This is a genomic window from Paraburkholderia sp. SEWSISQ10-3 4 (assembly GCF_030464785.1).
Lineage (GTDB): Bacteria > Pseudomonadota > Gammaproteobacteria > Burkholderiales > Burkholderiaceae > Paraburkholderia > Paraburkholderia aspalathi.
Map to the genome: position 1 here is coordinate 58,565 of NZ_JALPRI010000016.1, position 14,801 is coordinate 73,365.

16 protein-coding genes are annotated in these 14,801 nt (G+C 59.1%); 6 read left to right on the forward strand and 10 right to left on the reverse strand.

From position 1 onward, the window contains the following. Positions 1-53 precede the first annotated feature (53 nt). The 6 genes from M0D68_RS25370 to M0D68_RS25395 all read right to left on the reverse strand — a co-directional run bounded on the left by M0D68_RS25370 (position 54) and on the right by M0D68_RS25395 (position 4,337). Complete coding sequence (locus tag M0D68_RS25370) at positions 54-1,058, reverse strand: FecR domain-containing protein (RefSeq protein ID WP_266225695.1); 1,005 nt, start codon at positions 1,056-1,058, stop codon at positions 54-56. Between the two features lie 11 nt (positions 1,059-1,069). Continuing rightward, positions 1,070-1,582 (reverse strand): sigma-70 family RNA polymerase sigma factor, encoded by a 513-nt coding sequence (locus M0D68_RS25375; RefSeq protein ID WP_200620336.1) that lies wholly within the window; start codon positions 1,580-1,582, stop codon positions 1,070-1,072. A gap of 106 nt (positions 1,583-1,688) precedes the next feature. Beyond that, positions 1,689-1,859 (reverse strand): hypothetical protein, encoded by a 171-nt coding sequence (locus M0D68_RS25380; protein WP_167378525.1) that lies wholly within the window; start codon positions 1,857-1,859, stop codon positions 1,689-1,691. Between the two features lie 217 nt (positions 1,860-2,076). After that, a complete protein-coding gene (gene chrA / locus M0D68_RS25385) occupies positions 2,077-3,294 on the reverse strand; it encodes a chromate efflux transporter (protein ID WP_211703417.1) in 1,218 nt (405 codons plus the stop codon). Between the two features lie 19 nt (positions 3,295-3,313). Continuing rightward, a complete protein-coding gene (locus tag M0D68_RS25390; RefSeq protein ID WP_200567597.1) occupies positions 3,314-3,772 on the reverse strand; it encodes a DUF2501 domain-containing protein in 459 nt (152 codons plus the stop codon). 286 nt (positions 3,773-4,058) lie between these two features. Then, a complete protein-coding gene (locus M0D68_RS25395; protein WP_236074789.1) occupies positions 4,059-4,337 on the reverse strand; it encodes a hypothetical protein in 279 nt (92 codons plus the stop codon). 785 nt (positions 4,338-5,122) lie between these two features. Between M0D68_RS25395 and M0D68_RS25400 the strand changes: the two genes are divergently transcribed. The 3 genes from M0D68_RS25400 to M0D68_RS25410 all read left to right on the forward strand — a co-directional run bounded on the left by M0D68_RS25400 (position 5,123) and on the right by M0D68_RS25410 (position 8,802). Continuing rightward, positions 5,123-7,321, forward strand: a complete 2,199-nt coding sequence (locus M0D68_RS25400) for a LamG-like jellyroll fold domain-containing protein (protein ID WP_266225765.1) — start codon at positions 5,123-5,125, stop codon at positions 7,319-7,321. Positions 7,322-7,529: 208 nt separating this feature from the next. Beyond that, positions 7,530-7,823, forward strand: coding sequence for a hypothetical protein (locus M0D68_RS25405; RefSeq protein WP_266225699.1), 294 nt, complete (start codon positions 7,530-7,532; stop codon positions 7,821-7,823). A 325-nt stretch (positions 7,824-8,148) separates the two neighbouring features. Beyond that, entirely contained in the window at positions 8,149-8,802 is a 654-nt protein-coding gene (locus M0D68_RS25410) for an ureidoglycolate lyase (RefSeq protein WP_266225700.1), read from the forward strand. 85 nt (positions 8,803-8,887) lie between these two features. Here the strand turns inward: M0D68_RS25410 and M0D68_RS25415 are convergent, their stop codons facing one another. After that, complete coding sequence (locus M0D68_RS25415; protein WP_266225701.1) at positions 8,888-9,736, reverse strand: LysR substrate-binding domain-containing protein; 849 nt, start codon at positions 9,734-9,736, stop codon at positions 8,888-8,890. 103 nt (positions 9,737-9,839) lie between these two features. Here M0D68_RS25415 and M0D68_RS25420 point away from each other — a divergent pair, with 103 nt between their 5' ends. Next, positions 9,840-10,487 (forward strand): LysE family translocator, encoded by a 648-nt coding sequence (locus M0D68_RS25420; protein WP_200620493.1) that lies wholly within the window; start codon positions 9,840-9,842, stop codon positions 10,485-10,487. Positions 10,488-10,508: 21 nt separating this feature from the next. Here the strand turns inward: M0D68_RS25420 and M0D68_RS25425 are convergent, their stop codons facing one another. Further along, positions 10,509-11,363, reverse strand: coding sequence for a helix-turn-helix transcriptional regulator (locus M0D68_RS25425; protein ID WP_211703421.1), 855 nt, complete (start codon positions 11,361-11,363; stop codon positions 10,509-10,511). Between the two features lie 248 nt (positions 11,364-11,611). Here M0D68_RS25425 and M0D68_RS25430 point away from each other — a divergent pair, with 248 nt between their 5' ends. Further along, on the forward strand, positions 11,612-11,992 hold the full coding sequence (locus M0D68_RS25430; protein WP_233468880.1) for a hypothetical protein: 381 nt from the start codon (positions 11,612-11,614) through the stop codon (positions 11,990-11,992). Positions 11,993-12,086: 94 nt separating this feature from the next. On the opposite strand, the gene M0D68_RS25435 is transcribed toward M0D68_RS25430, so the two are convergent. Further along, on the reverse strand, positions 12,087-13,328 hold the full coding sequence (locus M0D68_RS25435) for an NADH:flavin oxidoreductase/NADH oxidase family protein (protein WP_266225705.1): 1,242 nt from the start codon (positions 13,326-13,328) through the stop codon (positions 12,087-12,089). Positions 13,329-13,539: 211 nt separating this feature from the next. Here M0D68_RS25435 and M0D68_RS25440 point away from each other — a divergent pair, with 211 nt between their 5' ends. Next, positions 13,540-14,145 carry a TetR/AcrR family transcriptional regulator gene (locus M0D68_RS25440; protein WP_266225706.1) on the forward strand — a complete coding sequence of 202 codons (606 nt, stop codon included), beginning with the start codon at positions 13,540-13,542 and terminating at the stop codon, positions 14,143-14,145. Here the strand turns inward: M0D68_RS25440 and M0D68_RS25445 are convergent. Beyond that, positions 14,142-14,792, reverse strand: coding sequence for a protein-L-isoaspartate(D-aspartate) O-methyltransferase (locus tag M0D68_RS25445; RefSeq protein ID WP_093644412.1), 651 nt, complete (start codon positions 14,790-14,792; stop codon positions 14,142-14,144). The two genes, M0D68_RS25440 and M0D68_RS25445, sit on opposite strands and share 4 nt — an antisense overlap. Positions 14,793-14,801 lie beyond the last annotated feature (9 nt).

Genomic DNA, 14,801 nt, shown 5'->3' on the forward strand with positions numbered 1-14,801 from the left:
AAAACAGCTCACAACAAACGAAAAAATTTCAGCGCCGGTAGCGCAAGCCGGTTTTAAGAGCGAGCCGCGCGCACGGTGCCCCAATAGCGCGTGATGAATACGACCTCAACCGGCAAGGTTCTCGTCAGGGTGTCGAGCACGAGGTCGGGATCGGCGAGTGGGAAGGTGCCCGAAAGCCGTAAACCGGCCACGGAGGGATCGCAGCTCAGATGCCCCGCTCGGTAGCGGTCGAGCTCGTTCACGAAGTCGCCGAGCCGCATGCCGCTCGCGACAATCAGGCCATCCGTCCATGCTGCATCGTTCTCGCTGATCGGCTCGACCGCGCTGATGTCATCACGTGTAAAGCGGGCGCGTTGGCCTGCATGGACGATCGGCGCGAGACTGGGAGCATCGCATGGATTGATCCGCACGGCGCCTTCGAACACATCGAGGCGGCAGAGCGCGCTCTGTTGTCTGACGGCGAAGCGCGTGCCCAAAGGCTGCAAACTGCCTTGCGCCGTCTCGACGATGAACGGCCGGCGCTCACTCTCGTTGTGACCGGTCGCGATCATGATTTCACCTTTGATCAGGCGCACGCGGCGCTCGGCATTGCTGAAACGGATATCGATGGCGCTGTCGGTGTTCAGGGTCAGGCGGGTGCCGTCGGCAAGCGTCATGGTGCGGCGTTCACCGAGGGCGGTGCGCGCATCCGCGCTCCATGCGCGCCACGGCACGTGTTCCCCGGCAATCCATGTCGCGCCGCCGGCGAACAGCAGGCTTGCGAGGACTTTGACACTCGCACGGCGCTTCGCCGAGCCAGGACGCGTCAGCGCAGCGCGTGCGGCCGCCGCGCTACCTGCGTCGGTGTTGCCCGCGCTCGTTTCAGCAAGGCCACGGAAGCGGCTGCTGACGCTGCAGATGTGTTGCCATGCACGCTCATGATCGGGATGCTCCGCGCGCCATCGGGTCAGCGCGAGTTGCTGCGCGCGCGTGGTGTCGCCGGATTGCAGTTCCATCCACCACTCCACGGCGCGCAGGGCGATGTGCTGTGGAATATCGGGTCGCGCGCTCGCGTTCATCCGTCGATCCGTTAGGCCGCGCTGAGCGCAAAGAAACACTGCGCGCCGGCGCGCACCAGATGGCGTTTCACGGTCGAGACGGACAGCTTCAGTTGTGCGGCGATTTCGGCATGGCTCAAGCCGTCGAGCTGGGCGAGGAGGAACGCACGCTTGACGGCGAGCGGCAGTCGCTCCAGCAGACTGTCGATTTCACACAGCGCTTCGAGAAGCAACGCACGCTCTTCAGGGGAGGGCGCAAAACTTTCGGGGACGAGCGCCAATGCTTCCAGATAAGCGCGCTCGATCTGCTCGCGACGCCAGTAGTTGGCTATCACGCGTTGCGCGACGGTCGTCAGGAACGCACGCGGTTCTTCCAGGGCGAGCGGTTCATCGCGGGCGAGCAGACGCACGAACGTGTCGTGCGCAAGGTCGGCCGCGCGATGCGCGCAGCCGAGCTTCTTACGCAGCCACGCGTGGAGCCAGCCGTGATGATTGCTGTAGAGCGCCTGCATCTCGTGATGCAGGGCCGATTCGATTGCCGCCATGGCCTACCGGACGCGCCGGATCGATGGATGCGGCGCCCTTGTAAATGAGAACGATTCGCATCATAGCATGACAAAATGTAAGGGTGGAATGAGAACGTGCCTGGCGCTATGACCGGTCGCGGTTACGGGTTCGCGTGGCGCCGGTGATCACCGCGAGGCCGAGCATAACGACCGCGACGATCGCGATCGTATGTTGTGCAACATGCAGCGCCATCAGTCCCCACGCCACGCCGCCTATCAGAATGATCCAACCTACGAGATAAATGAGCAGGGTCATCGTTGTTCTCCTTTTCGTTCGACGGACGGGACCAGCTTGCCTGCTATGGAAAACGTTACCGGTCGCCCCGATTGGGCCGTTGAAGTCGCTTGCCCGAACCGGCCTGCAGCAGGGCGAATCCGGCACATGCGATCAACGGGTCTATCGAGCAGCAGATTTCGCGCCTGACGTCGAATGCCCGCGCCGATTCACGCGGGGACCGATCGTGGAAGGGAATTCAGACGACCCACCACGCGAGCAGCGCCGTGAGCAGCACCACGGCCCATGAAGGCAGGCGCCACCAGCCGAGCAAAGCGAGCGCCACGATGACGAGGGCGAAATCACGCCCGCTGTGCACCGCGCTGGTCCAGACGGGATCGTAGAGCGCGGCGAGCAGAATGCCGACCACGGCAGCGTTGATGCCGGCCATCGCCCGGCGCATCGACGCGAATGCCCGCAGTTCGCCCCATAGCGGCAACGCGGCGCCGACCAGCAGAAAGGAAGGCAGAAAAATTGCAATGGTGGCGATCAGCGCACCGGCTATACCCGCCGGGTTACCGGTGCTGGCGGCGCCTAGAAACGCCGCGAAAGTAAATAGCGGACCCGGTATCGCCTGGGCTGCGCCGTAGCCGGCCATGAAAGAATTGGTCGAGAGCCAACCGCGCGGCACGACGACCGCTTCCAGCAAAGGCAGCACGACATGGCCGCCGCCGAACACCAGTGAGCCGACCCGGTAGAACGCCGCGAACAGGTCGAGTGGATACGCATGCAGCAAGGCGGCCGCAGCAGGCAAGCCGAACAGCAACAGCCCGAAGACAGCGAGGCAAAGAAGGGCGCCGGCCTTCGTGCCGGGCATGCCGAGCGGCGCGCGCGGCACCTCGGTCGATGATTTCAGAAGCAGGGCGCCGGCGATGCCCGCCACGACGATCGATGCGATCTGGCCATAAGTTGCGCCGAGCACGATCACCGCGATGGCCGACGCAGCCGCGATCGTGACGCGGGCGCGGTCGGGGCACAGCGTGCGTCCCATCGACCAGACTGCCTGCGCAACGACGGCGACCGCAGCGAGTTTGAGGCCGCGCAGCAGATGAAGCCCGTTTGCCTCTGCCAGATGGGTGAAACCGTAGGCAAACGCGACCATCAACAGCACCGACGGCAGCGTGAAGCCGAGCCAGGCCGCCAACGCGCCCGCGATGCCGCCACGAAAGCGGCCGATCGCGATACCGACCTGACTGCTGCCGGGGCCCGGCAGAAACTGGCACAGCGCGACCAGATCGCTAAACGTGTGTTCGTCGAGCCAACGGCGGCGTTTAACGAACTCGTCGCGGAAGTAGCCGAGATGGGCGGCAGGGCCACCGAACGAGGTCAGGCCGAGCCGCAGGAAAATGCAGAAGATGCTCCATGGCGAACTATGTGCGGGCAGCTCGAGGGGCGTATCGGATTCCGTGTTCTGCATCAACATGTTCCACACCCGCTCACAGCAAGGATTTCCCCTGGGCGAGAATCTTGTCGCAGACCTGTTTCGTGACCTGTTCTTTCAGGCCGCCACCGCTCAGGTCCAGTTGCTTGCCGTCGCCGCTGCTCAAGATGCCCTTGGCACCATTGGTATAGCCGCTGTCCGTCGAGGCCGAACTGGAGCCGCCCGGCAGTTTGCTCATCAGCGAGTCCTTGACCGAAGACGCGCTGCCGCCGCTGAGATAGTTGTTCTTGATGCAGAACTCGAGCACACCCGCGACGTTGCTGGTGCTGCCTGAAGTTAATGACTGGCCTGACAAGGCACTGCCCATGCCGCCGAGGCTCCCGAGGCCGCCGGACGATCCACCACCCGAGCCCTGATTGAGCAGGTTACCGAGCTGCGCCTGAGCGGCCGGGACAGGTAGCAATGCTGCGATCAGCATTCCCGTAGCTGCGATGCGATAGGTGCGTGATTTCATACTCGAACTCCTTCTGCTGGCTGGAAGTCCTCTCTACTATAGTGCCTTTCAGACGCACGGCAGACGGGGTTGTCACGTTAAATGTTGTCATGCGTGGTGGATTACCTGCGACAGTCTCTAGAGACTGTCATCTTGATCGTATAGACCGTACGCCGTATATCTGAGCGCTGTTAGAGGGAAGGGGCTTATCGAACACGTTGCAAGGCGGAGTGAGTTTCCGCGATATTTGGCGTGCGACTGCGTTGGCATTCACCGCTGCACAGGTCAGGTTAGTCGCTGAGCCATCCTAAGCGACCGTATGAGACAGACTCAGAATGACAGTCAATGCGCCCGATTTGTCATAGTCGAAGAGTCGTGACTTCACTTTCAGCACGCCATCGAATCCCAGGTCGTCGACCTTCATTGTTACGTTATCGCCGACAAGAGGAAGTTGATGTGCTGCCCGTGTACCGGTAGTACGGTATGTGCCAAAGCCACCCGTGTACTCGTACACATAAGTCACTTTCTCATCCATGTGCGCCCCGCCCGTGTGAATCATGTGGTCAATCTGATAGAAGTCTTGCACAACTGCGTCCGATTTCGCCTGGCCTCATTTGGACTGAACAGGATGTGAAAAAAGGGGGAGTTGAATCGTTGGTCGACGTTTGATGGGCGTTGCGTGCGCAGTGAGCGGAACGGCGTTGCTTCATGCGGAAGCTATTGACACTCCTCAGCCCGCTGCCGACGGTCAGACCTGACAACAGTCGCGGCATGCATTGCCATATATGGCAATGCGCACACTATATGAGATTTCTATTCTTTGCCGTAAGCAAATCCTGATTTATATATAGGGATTTCCTTATTTTTTATTGAATATTTTTTGAAGGTGTATCTCTCACAATAAATTACCTTAATCTATAGAAGCAATCTGCATTTCCCCCTTCAGACTGAATTAAATCGGCCGTATACCTTGATGATGCAGGGACCATCAGTAGACCTGGCGCCGTGGTCGATACCAATTTCTTTCCGCATTTTTAGTCATCATTGATCGAAATTAATCAAGCTGCGACGGCGTATGTTTTACGAGGCGAGTGGAATCTTCAATATCACTCATTGAACTGCATCATGAAAAAAAGCCGCAATGATGTTATCCGCATCTGAACGCGGACGGCACATATCGCGGCCGCAAAAGCAAACGTTTGCCAACAACGGACGGCACCCAGAATGGCTCCATAAAAAACCATCGGGACCGTCTCATTCGGAGAGAAGAAGAGCATGACGAGGTCGAAATCGAGCAAGGTCGATACACAACGAGCACACGTAAATTCAGACGCTCCTGAAGCACGGTTTGGACATGCCAACACCGTGGCGATGCAGGAGCAAATCACCGAGGGCATTTCGCGTCGCACATTTCTGTACAGCCTGGGCGCGTTGGCTCTGTCCGCCTGCGGCGGCGACGGTGGAGGAACATCGTCGGCTCAGGGGTCCCAGTCATCGCTGTCGGCGGCCGCATCACGAGCTGCGGTGCTGAGCAGTTCGTCGTCCGGCGCGTTTGTGCATCCAGGTCTGCTGCATACCCAGGCCGACTTCGATCGGATGAGCCAGAAGGTCGCGGCGCAGGCGTCTCCGTGGATCGATAGCTGGAACATCCTGATCTCGAACAGTCATGCAAGCCTGTCGTGGACAGCGCGCCCACAGGCAGTCGTCTATCGGGGTAGCGACGGGGTGCATTCGCAGAACTACTCCTTGCTGTTCAATGACGTCGCGGCGGCGTACGCATGCGCATTGCGCTGGAAAGTCTCTGGCAACACCGCTTATGCCGACAAGGCAGTGCAGATCATGAACGCCTGGTCGTCGGCGTTGACCGGGATCGGCGGCAATACCGACGCCGATCTCGCGGCCGGTATCTACGGCTATGAATTCGCCAATGCCGGTGAAATCATGCGCACCTATTCAGGTTGGGCAGCCGCGGACTTCGCGAGCTTCCAGAGCATGATGCGCAACGTCTTCTATCCGATCAACCACGATTTCATCAATCGGCACAACAACACCGAGGTGACTCACTACTGGGCCAACTGGGATCTGTGCAACGTGGCATCGATCATGGCTATTGGTGTGCTATGCGACGACCAGTCGCTATTCGATGAAGCTGTCACGTACTTCAAAAGCGGCGCGGGCAACGGCGCGATTTTGCAGGCCGTCTACTACGTCCACCCGGGCTACCTGGGTCAATGGCAAGAGTCGGGACGTGACCAGGGACACGCCACGCTCGGCATCGCGCTGGCGGGAGCGATCTGCGAAATGGCCTGGAATCAGGGCGTCGATCTCTACGGTTACGACAACAACCGCTTCCTCATGGGGGCGGAGTACGTTGCGAAAAGCAATCTGATCGAGTCGGGTACAACTTTCTACACTGTGCCTTTTGCCCGCTACACCAATGTAGACAAGGTGAACCAGACGGCGTTTTCGACTTCGGCTCAAGGGACGGTGCGGCCTTGCTGGGCACTGGTCTACAACCACTACGTCAATCGCAAGGGATTGGCCGCGCCTTACACGCAGAAGTTCGCGACACTGGTCCAGCCCGAAGGTGGCGGAGGCAACTATGGACCGAACAGCGGTGGCTACGACCAACTGGGCTACGGGACGCTGACCTGCACGCTGGATGCGATCGCAAGCGGTGTAGCGCCAAGCGCGCTCGTCGCGATTGCAAGCGGAGGGGAGGTCGTTCTGTCGTGGTGGGGCACGGCGTACGCGACGAGCTATAACGTCAAGCGCAGCACCACGTCTGGCGGACCCTACACGTCCATTGCGAGTGGCGTTACCGATCTGCTCAGCTATACGGACAGCGGTCTCTCAGCCGGCACCTATTACTACGTCGTGACCGCGGTGACACCGGCCGGCGAATCGGCCGCGTCTAACGAGGCCGTTGCGGTCACGGCGGTGCAACTGCAGACCTACCTGGCATTCGACGAAAGCAGCGGCACCAGTGCTGCGGATTCTAGCGGGAACGGACATACCGGCACGCTGGTCGGCGGTGCGAGCAGGGCGGTTGGCAAGAAGGGCAATGCCGTATCACTCGACGGCAGCACGGGTTATGTCAGCCTGCCGAACGACATCGTGGCCGACGTGTCGGACTTTACGATCGCGGCGTGGGTGTACTGGAACGCAGTAAAGAACTGGGAGCGTGTATTTGATTTCGGTTCCGGCACGGGCCGCTACATGATGCTGACTCCGCGCGCCAATAACGGACTCGCGCGCTTTGCCATCACGCTTAATGGTGGCTCGGGCGAGCAGGACATTTACGGCAATGTGGCCCTGCCTACCGGGCAGTGGGCGCACGTCGCGGTGACGTTATCGGGCAACGTCGGAACGCTGTATCTGAACGGTGCGGCGATTGGCTCCAACACGGCAATGTCGTTTGCGCCGTTCCGTGTAGAAAGCACGAGCCAGAACTGGCTTGGGCGATCGCAATTTTCAGCCGATCCGTATTTCAATGGATTGATCGACGAGTTTCGCATCTACCGCAACGCGCTTAGTGCGGAGCAGATTGCGGCGTTGATTTCGGTGTAGTGATGGGCTGGCGGATGCTGACGTGCTGTGGGCGCGCTGGCATCCGCGCGGCTGGGCTTCAGCCCCAGCGCGGTCGTGCAAGACCGCCGCAAATCCATAAAGGTTGAACATAGGTCGATGTTGGAATTTGCAAGCTGCGCGATCTAATATGATCAATACGCATCGGCTCCAGCCAATGTCCCACGCAGCCGCACCCGGAGATCCCATCATGCTGATTGCGAAGGTCGTAATCGGAGTAGTCGCCCTCGTCGGCGTGACCACAGCCTACGCGGACGGGTTCGTCGTCACGAGATCCCTTTCGAATGGACGTGAAATGCGCCTCGTCCAACACACTGATGAATGTAATGGCGGCCCCGGCGCATTCATTTACAGGAGCGGTAAGCAGATCGATCAGACCTGCAATGTCCAACTGACTGCGGCAGGAGCGACCGTGAGGCTGCCACCTTTTGAGCCACGCATGTTCTTCCCGCGCGATACGCTGTACCAGGACTCGAAACTATGAGCGCCCGCCGGTCTCTGCAATAAACCGTTGGACGGGCGTGCATCACCGGTGCAGGCGTTGATTATTCCCGCGTTCTGCCGCCAGTACGATCGCATGGTCTGGTTCCGGGCTGGCTGTGATGCCGCAGCATGCGCCACAGCCGCCAGCCCGGAGCCGGGAACCGGACATTTCTAATGAGCCAGAACCAGACATTTACATAAAGCTGCTACAGCTTAATTGTTGATAATTTATCTTATGTCAAATTACGAATATTCGACGACACCGTCAAGCAAGCCTGGTCCGAGTATCCACCATCAGCACCTTCTGACTCATGTAAACTCCCCGCATGCCCCCAGAAATCGACTACCTCAACCCAGCCCTTCCTTCCGGCCTCCGCCGCGTGCCGATGCCCGTGGTCGACGCAACTCCAGAAACCCTCACCGGATTTGGCAAGCTTGTAGCGAACCCAAGCGAGTGCTCGATCGAGATTGTGCAGTGGCCGGCGTTGGGGACAAGATCCATAGACCCCGGAACCGGTAATGAAGCCGGCACAACCGAAGGCACATTCGTGAGCGAATGGCGCGGGGACATTCTCTACGGTCGAAACGAAGCCGTAGGTGGCCACTACATCCTTGCGTACGCAAAAGAGCCGGAAGCAGCCCGCGACGACCACGCCAACGCACCAGAATGCATGTTGCTCTGGCACGCGAACTACCACCCAGACGGCGGACAGCTGTTCTTCCCACTCGACCATCGCCCCTTCTACGTTCCATTGGCATTGCCCGGTGACGACATCGCGCCGGAGAAGTTCGTATGCTTTCGCTTCACTGGACAGCAGGGTCTCTACATCCATCCAAACATCTGGCATGAAGGTGTGTTCACGCTCAGAGGGACACAGCGGTTCTTCGACAAGCAAGGCGCCGTCCACGCCCGCGTCTCTGTCGACTTTGCTCGCGAGTTTAGTTGCCTTCTCGAGGCGCCGATTGCCAGCGACGCCTAACCGTTTGGTCAAGACACCGACCTACAGCGATAACGCCTAGACAATTCGGGCTTTTATGCGGCGATTCAGCCATCGAGCGACCGCTTCAAACTCTCAAATCAGCCAGAATCTGTTCAGCGAGAAAGTCGCAGGGCGGTCGCCCGGACCGCGCACTGCGCGCCAAAACGACTTCGAGGTCATTCAGCGGCGGCAGCCCGTCGTTCTGCGATAGCTGAACGAGGTGCGCCGGTACGCTGCATCTTGCAAGAGGCGCTATCGCGAGCCCTGCTTCGACCATGCTGATAAGGCCCAATAAACTCGGGCTTTCGTAGGACATCCGGTATTTGATATTTTCCCGCTGGAGCGCGCTGATGGCATAGGCACGCGCAGTACTGCCATGTGCGAAAACGGCAATCGAAAGCGGGCGCTCTTTCCACACTTTTCTTGCGGGCGACCCGACCCACACCATTGGCTCGAATCGAATGAATTCGCCTGCGACGCCCCTTGTTTTCGTGAAGCAAGCCAGGTCAAGCGTGTTGTCTTTAAGCAATGGAACAAGCTCACTGCTTGGCAAACCGATCACCCGAATTTCTACACGCGGATGAGCAATCGCGAATTTTGCCAGAACCTGCGGCAGCAACGATGAAGCGTAGTCATCCGGAACACCGATGGTTACGCGTCCCTTCATCTCCGGGCGAACTACCGACGCCCATGCTTCCTCGCGCATCGCAAGCATTCGACGGCCATAGTCCAGGAGCGTCCGGCCCTCGGCTGTGATTGCTACGTTGCGGGTGCTTCGCACGAAGAGCGGTTTTCCCAGCGCTTCTTCAAGCGTCTTGATCTGCATGCTCACTGCCGACGGCGATCGACGCACGGACTCCGCACCTCGTACAAACGATCCTGTATCAGCGACCGCCACCAACATTTCAAGCGCATCCAGATCGAGCTTTTTCATTTTAGTCAGAAAATCTGATGAATATGTTCAGTTTAATCCGTTTTACTGGAGTATGCATCGAGGCGATACTGCGACCGATGACCACTTGGCGGAGCCCGGGAAAATGCACGGTACGGTTTCGATTTACGGATTTTTGGCGGTCGGCGGAATGCTTGCTGTGACGCCGGGGCCGAACATGATCTACGTGATGTCGCGCTCGATTGCGCAAGGACGCACGGCCGGCCTTATCTCGCTTGCGGGCGTTATGCTCGGATACCTCTTCTATATGTTTGGGGCAGCGTTCGGCATCACCGCCTTTTTCCTGAGCGTGCCTTATGCGGGCAGCGTTCTGGGCGCAGGGGGCGCTGCGTATCTGTTCTATCTGGCGTGGCAGGCTGTGAAGCCTGGTGGCCGCTCTCCCCTCGAGGTCCGTGAGTTGCCCCGCGAACACCCTCGCCGGCTTTTCGCGATGGGCGCAACAACCAGTCTGTTGAATCCCAAGCTCGCGATGATCTTTCTGTCACTGCTACCGCAATTCATCAACTACCAGGACGGCAGCGTTCTCAGGCAATCGCTCGTGCTCGGTTCGTCGTTGATTGTTGCGTTCGCGTCCGTCAACGGTTTCGTGGCGATCTGCTCCGGCAGTATGGCGAAGTTCCTCTCCAGTCGCCCGGGACTTCTGCAGGTTCAGCGCTGGACCATGGGAATTGTTCTGGTTGCCCTCGGCGCGCATATGACCATCGATGCATTGAAGCTGACAGGCATCAACTGATGCAACCGCTACGCCCTGCCGTCACCGCCCTTCCCCAGGAACATATTGAACGCTGCGTCTGTATTGGCTGGGTGTCACGCCTTGCTGACGAACAAAGAAGCGCGTGAAATTTCCCGGCGAGTCAAAGCCCAGATCGAGCGCGATATCCTGAAGCGCCATTTCCTGCTGCGAAACACTCTCGATCGACAGGTCCATCCGCAGCATGCTGCTGAAAGTCGCGGGCGTCATGCCTGTCTGCTTGTGGAATAGGTGGAAGAAATGCGGACGCGATAGCCCTACCTTTTGCGCAAGATCGTCGAAGTCGGGTGTAAGGCCCCTCGCCTGTTTCATTGCTTCGATCGCGTGACGAATCCTGATGTCATACGCGATACCGCCAACGAGTCCGGCTGCTGAAAGTACGTTCCCTTGGGGCGATCTGCCGACCAGTTCGCCTGTCATGTCGGCGATCAGCCCCTGGACCGCTTCAAGCGACCTCCCCTCACGGTCGGTCAGAATATCGAGCAGGTCAGAATGAAGGCGGCTGAGATTCCCCTGCAACAGTACGGAAGAACTCGGAAAGAACCGGGGATGAATACTGTACGCGAAACGCCGGTCGACATCCCTCAACCAATCCGGCTCCAGATAAAGTGCGAGCAGCACCGTCGACTGTGATTGTGGGCGATGCTCATAAAAATGCGGCTCCCACGCATTCACGAGCAGCACGTTCTTGTCTGACAAAACGTACTCACGATTGCGGACCCCGAACTGAATGTCGGGACCGCCTTCCTTGAAGATGACGTGGGAAACCCGATGTGCATGGAGGACCATGCTCTTGTCCAGCAGCAGCAACGCCACTCGTCCGAACGGCCCGTGGATGATTCGTAAGGGTTCCGACATGTAATTACCTCCTGCCGTCCTGATGAATTCAAAGCGTTCGCAGTGTCTCGGCCGCACCGCGAAAAAAAGTCACCATACGCAATGATAAATCGGCCTCGTCTGTGACAAGTCTGCATACGGGCGGAGCCACTACAAGTGGGACATTCGCCTACTCTGCGTACAGGCCCTCTTGCACCGCAGCCATCGAAGTACGGCCTCACGGCCGATCAACACGTTTTGAAGTCCGAACGTGAATGGCGCTTGCTGCAATGCAGGATGCCTCTCGCTACATTCGCACACTCAAGGAGACGATCATGGCTGGTGTCGGCAGTGAAAAGGTATTTGAGAATGACAAAGTTATTGTGTGGAACTTCGTTCTCGCACCGGGCGAGGAAACGCCGGTACATACCCATACGCTTTCATACATGTGGTACGCGATCGAAGGCGCACCCTTGCATATCTTTGACGAGAACGGCGGAGACCTCGGCATCTTCGAAGTCCCGACGGGCGCGATTTACTCACTCAAATGCGAGAACGGGTATCTGGAAGTGCTGTCCGAAATCGGCAAGGGCGCCAAGGTTCCCGCGACGCACAAGGCACGCAACGAGGGTAGCAATCCATACCGCGAAGTGCTGGTCGAGTACAAATAGCCGCGCGCCTGACTGAGTCAGTCCTGGCACCTTGCCAGTATCCCCGAACGCCCCGTGGTGCGAGGCGGCGTTCGGGCGACCCCGCAACGATGGCTTAAGCGCGATGCTGCAGTAATGCGGTTATGTTGCGAGTCTCGATCTCAGTGAACTGCTCCACGGCATCGGCACCGTCCAGTGACAGATCCGGGTCGAGTCCGTCCGCCAGACGCTCGAGTTGCATGTTATTCCATGGCAGAAGATGAAACGGATGGAGCGCAGCTTCGGGACTAGGCGCACGATCAACTTCACCAGCGAGAATGCGCTTCGGAATCTCAGGATCGGCAATGATCGGACGGCCGAGCCCGATGACATCCAGTTCACCGCGCTCCAGCGATTCGATCATGGCTGTCGTCGTGCGAAATCCACCGACCACCATTACGGGCATCTTCGCTGCGGCACGAACGGAGGCGGCAAAATCCACGAAAAAGGCTTCGCGCTTGACGGTACTTTCGCGCGGTGCATCTTCTCCCTCGTCCATTAGCGTGAGGCCGGCAATCTTCGGCTGCTCGAGCGAACCACCCGATAGTTCGAGCAGATCGAGCGAAGAATCGTTGAGCGTCTTCACGAGTTCAACGCACTCGGCATTGGTGAACCCGCCCTTCTGAAAATCAGAAGAATTGAGCTTCAGCGCGACCGGGAAGTCCGGACCAACGGCCGAGCGAACCGCAGCCACCACCTCGAGCACGAAACGGGAACGGTTTTCAAGCGGACCTCCCCAACGGTCCGTGCGCTTGTTGGCGAGCGGGCTAAGGAACTGCGAAATCAGGTAACCGTGCGCCCCATGCAACGAGACACCGGTGAAACCGGCCTCGCGCACTTTCCTGGCCGCGAAGGCGAATTGCCCAATGGCCTGCTGAATCTGCTCTTCCGTCATTTCGCGCGGCGTGGCGAACGAAAAGCCGGCGCCCCTCATCACGTCGATGTCCACTGAAGAAGGCGCAAGGGGTGACGTGTTGATCGCGTCTTGCACCTGCCGTCCGGTATGACTGAGTTGAGCCCAGAAATGCGCGCCTTCCGACGTTCCCGCAGCGGCGAGCCGTGCGAGTTGCTCCTGTCCACTGTCGTCGTCGATCACGATATTGCCCGGGCGCTCGAGATGCCACCGGTCCACCTGGATATTGCCGGAGAGAAGCAGCCCGGCACCAGAACGCGCCCAGCGCCGGTACAACGCTTCGAGGCGCGGCGTCGAATGATTATTAGCGTCGGCCATGCCTTCGCTCATGGCTGCCTTGACGAGGCGGTTTGCGAGAATCGCGCCGCTGGGTAGCCGCAACGATTGTGAAAGAGGATTGCTCATCTGAATGTCCACCAGGAAACGGTCACGTGTAAGCCGGCCCTTGCCCAGTAAGGCAAAGTCGACTCGGCACAGTAACGACAGCGATCGCTGTCGTTTGTTGTATAGTGATCGCTGTCGTATCATTCGTCAAGCAGATAAAAGAGGGACACTTATGGTCAAGACCTGGTCGGACGACAATCCGAAAGCCGCGTTGATGTCGCGCAAGCGAACGATGATCGTCGACGCCGCGCTGCGGGCGTTCCTTGAAAGCGGCTATGCCGAAAGCTCGGTCAATCGCATCGCGGCGGACGCCGGTGTGTCCATCAAGACGCTGTACCGTCACTTCGAGAGCAAAGACGATCTGTTCAGTGCAGTGATGCAAGCGGCCTGCTCGCCTAGCGGCACAGAGTCGGCTGACGCGTCGGAACCCGCAGAACCGGGCGAACCAGCCTGGTTTAGCGAACCGCCGGCCGTGGCATTGCCAATTGCGGGTAGCGATTATTTACGACACGCTCTTTCGAAAGAGCAGTTGGACCTTTATCGCGTCGTCACACGGGACGCACCTCGCTTCCCCGAACTGGCGCGCCGCTATCGCGACGAAGTGACGGGCACACGCGACGCACTGTTCACGAGCTACCTTGATCGCTGGCTGCCTGTCACGGGCTGGGAAGTGAGCGATAAATATGGCGCCGGTGCAACCTTCGCGGCACTTCTGAAAGCCAGGCTTTTCGACGATGCGTTGCTTGGTTTAAAGAACTCCAGCGAAGAAGATATCGCCGAATGTGCGGCTGATGCGACCGTCCAGATGATCGCGCTCATGGAAGCCGGTCGGCTCTAATCCGCCCAACCGTCCTCACCAATTAGCGGTACGAAGCTCACTTCGCCCAACCAGCACTCGTGATAATCCTGTTCGCCGTGCCGCACCAGTTTGATCAATTGCTGATGGTGACGCTCGCGCCCTACCGGCATCACGATCCGCCCACCAATCGACAGTTGCGAACGCCATGCCTGCGGGATACGCGGGCCACCAGCCCCAGCGATAATCGCGTCGTACGGCGCATAGTCGCTCAAACCGACTGTGCCGTCGCCAAGATAAACGGTCACGTTGAATATGCCCACCCGCGCCAGCGTCTCGCGTGCGATGTCGGCGAGCACCGGATCGCGTTCAACGGAATGGACGTGCGCCACGATTGCCGCCGCAATTGCAGCGGCATACCCCGATCCCGTGCCGACATCGAGAACACGGTCGCGCGGACCCAGTTCGGCCGCCTCTATCATCTGCGCGACAATGGCGGGCTGCGAAATCGCTTGCTGGTTCGCGATAGGCAACGCGCCATCGTCGTACGCGAATTCACGCAGTTGCGCAGGCACGAATTCCTCTCGCGGCACACGGCGCATCGCGGATAGCACGTTGACGTCGCGGATACCCCGCGCAACGATTTGCCGTACAACCATCCGCTCCCGGGCTTCCCTGAAATCGATCATTGTGGCCTC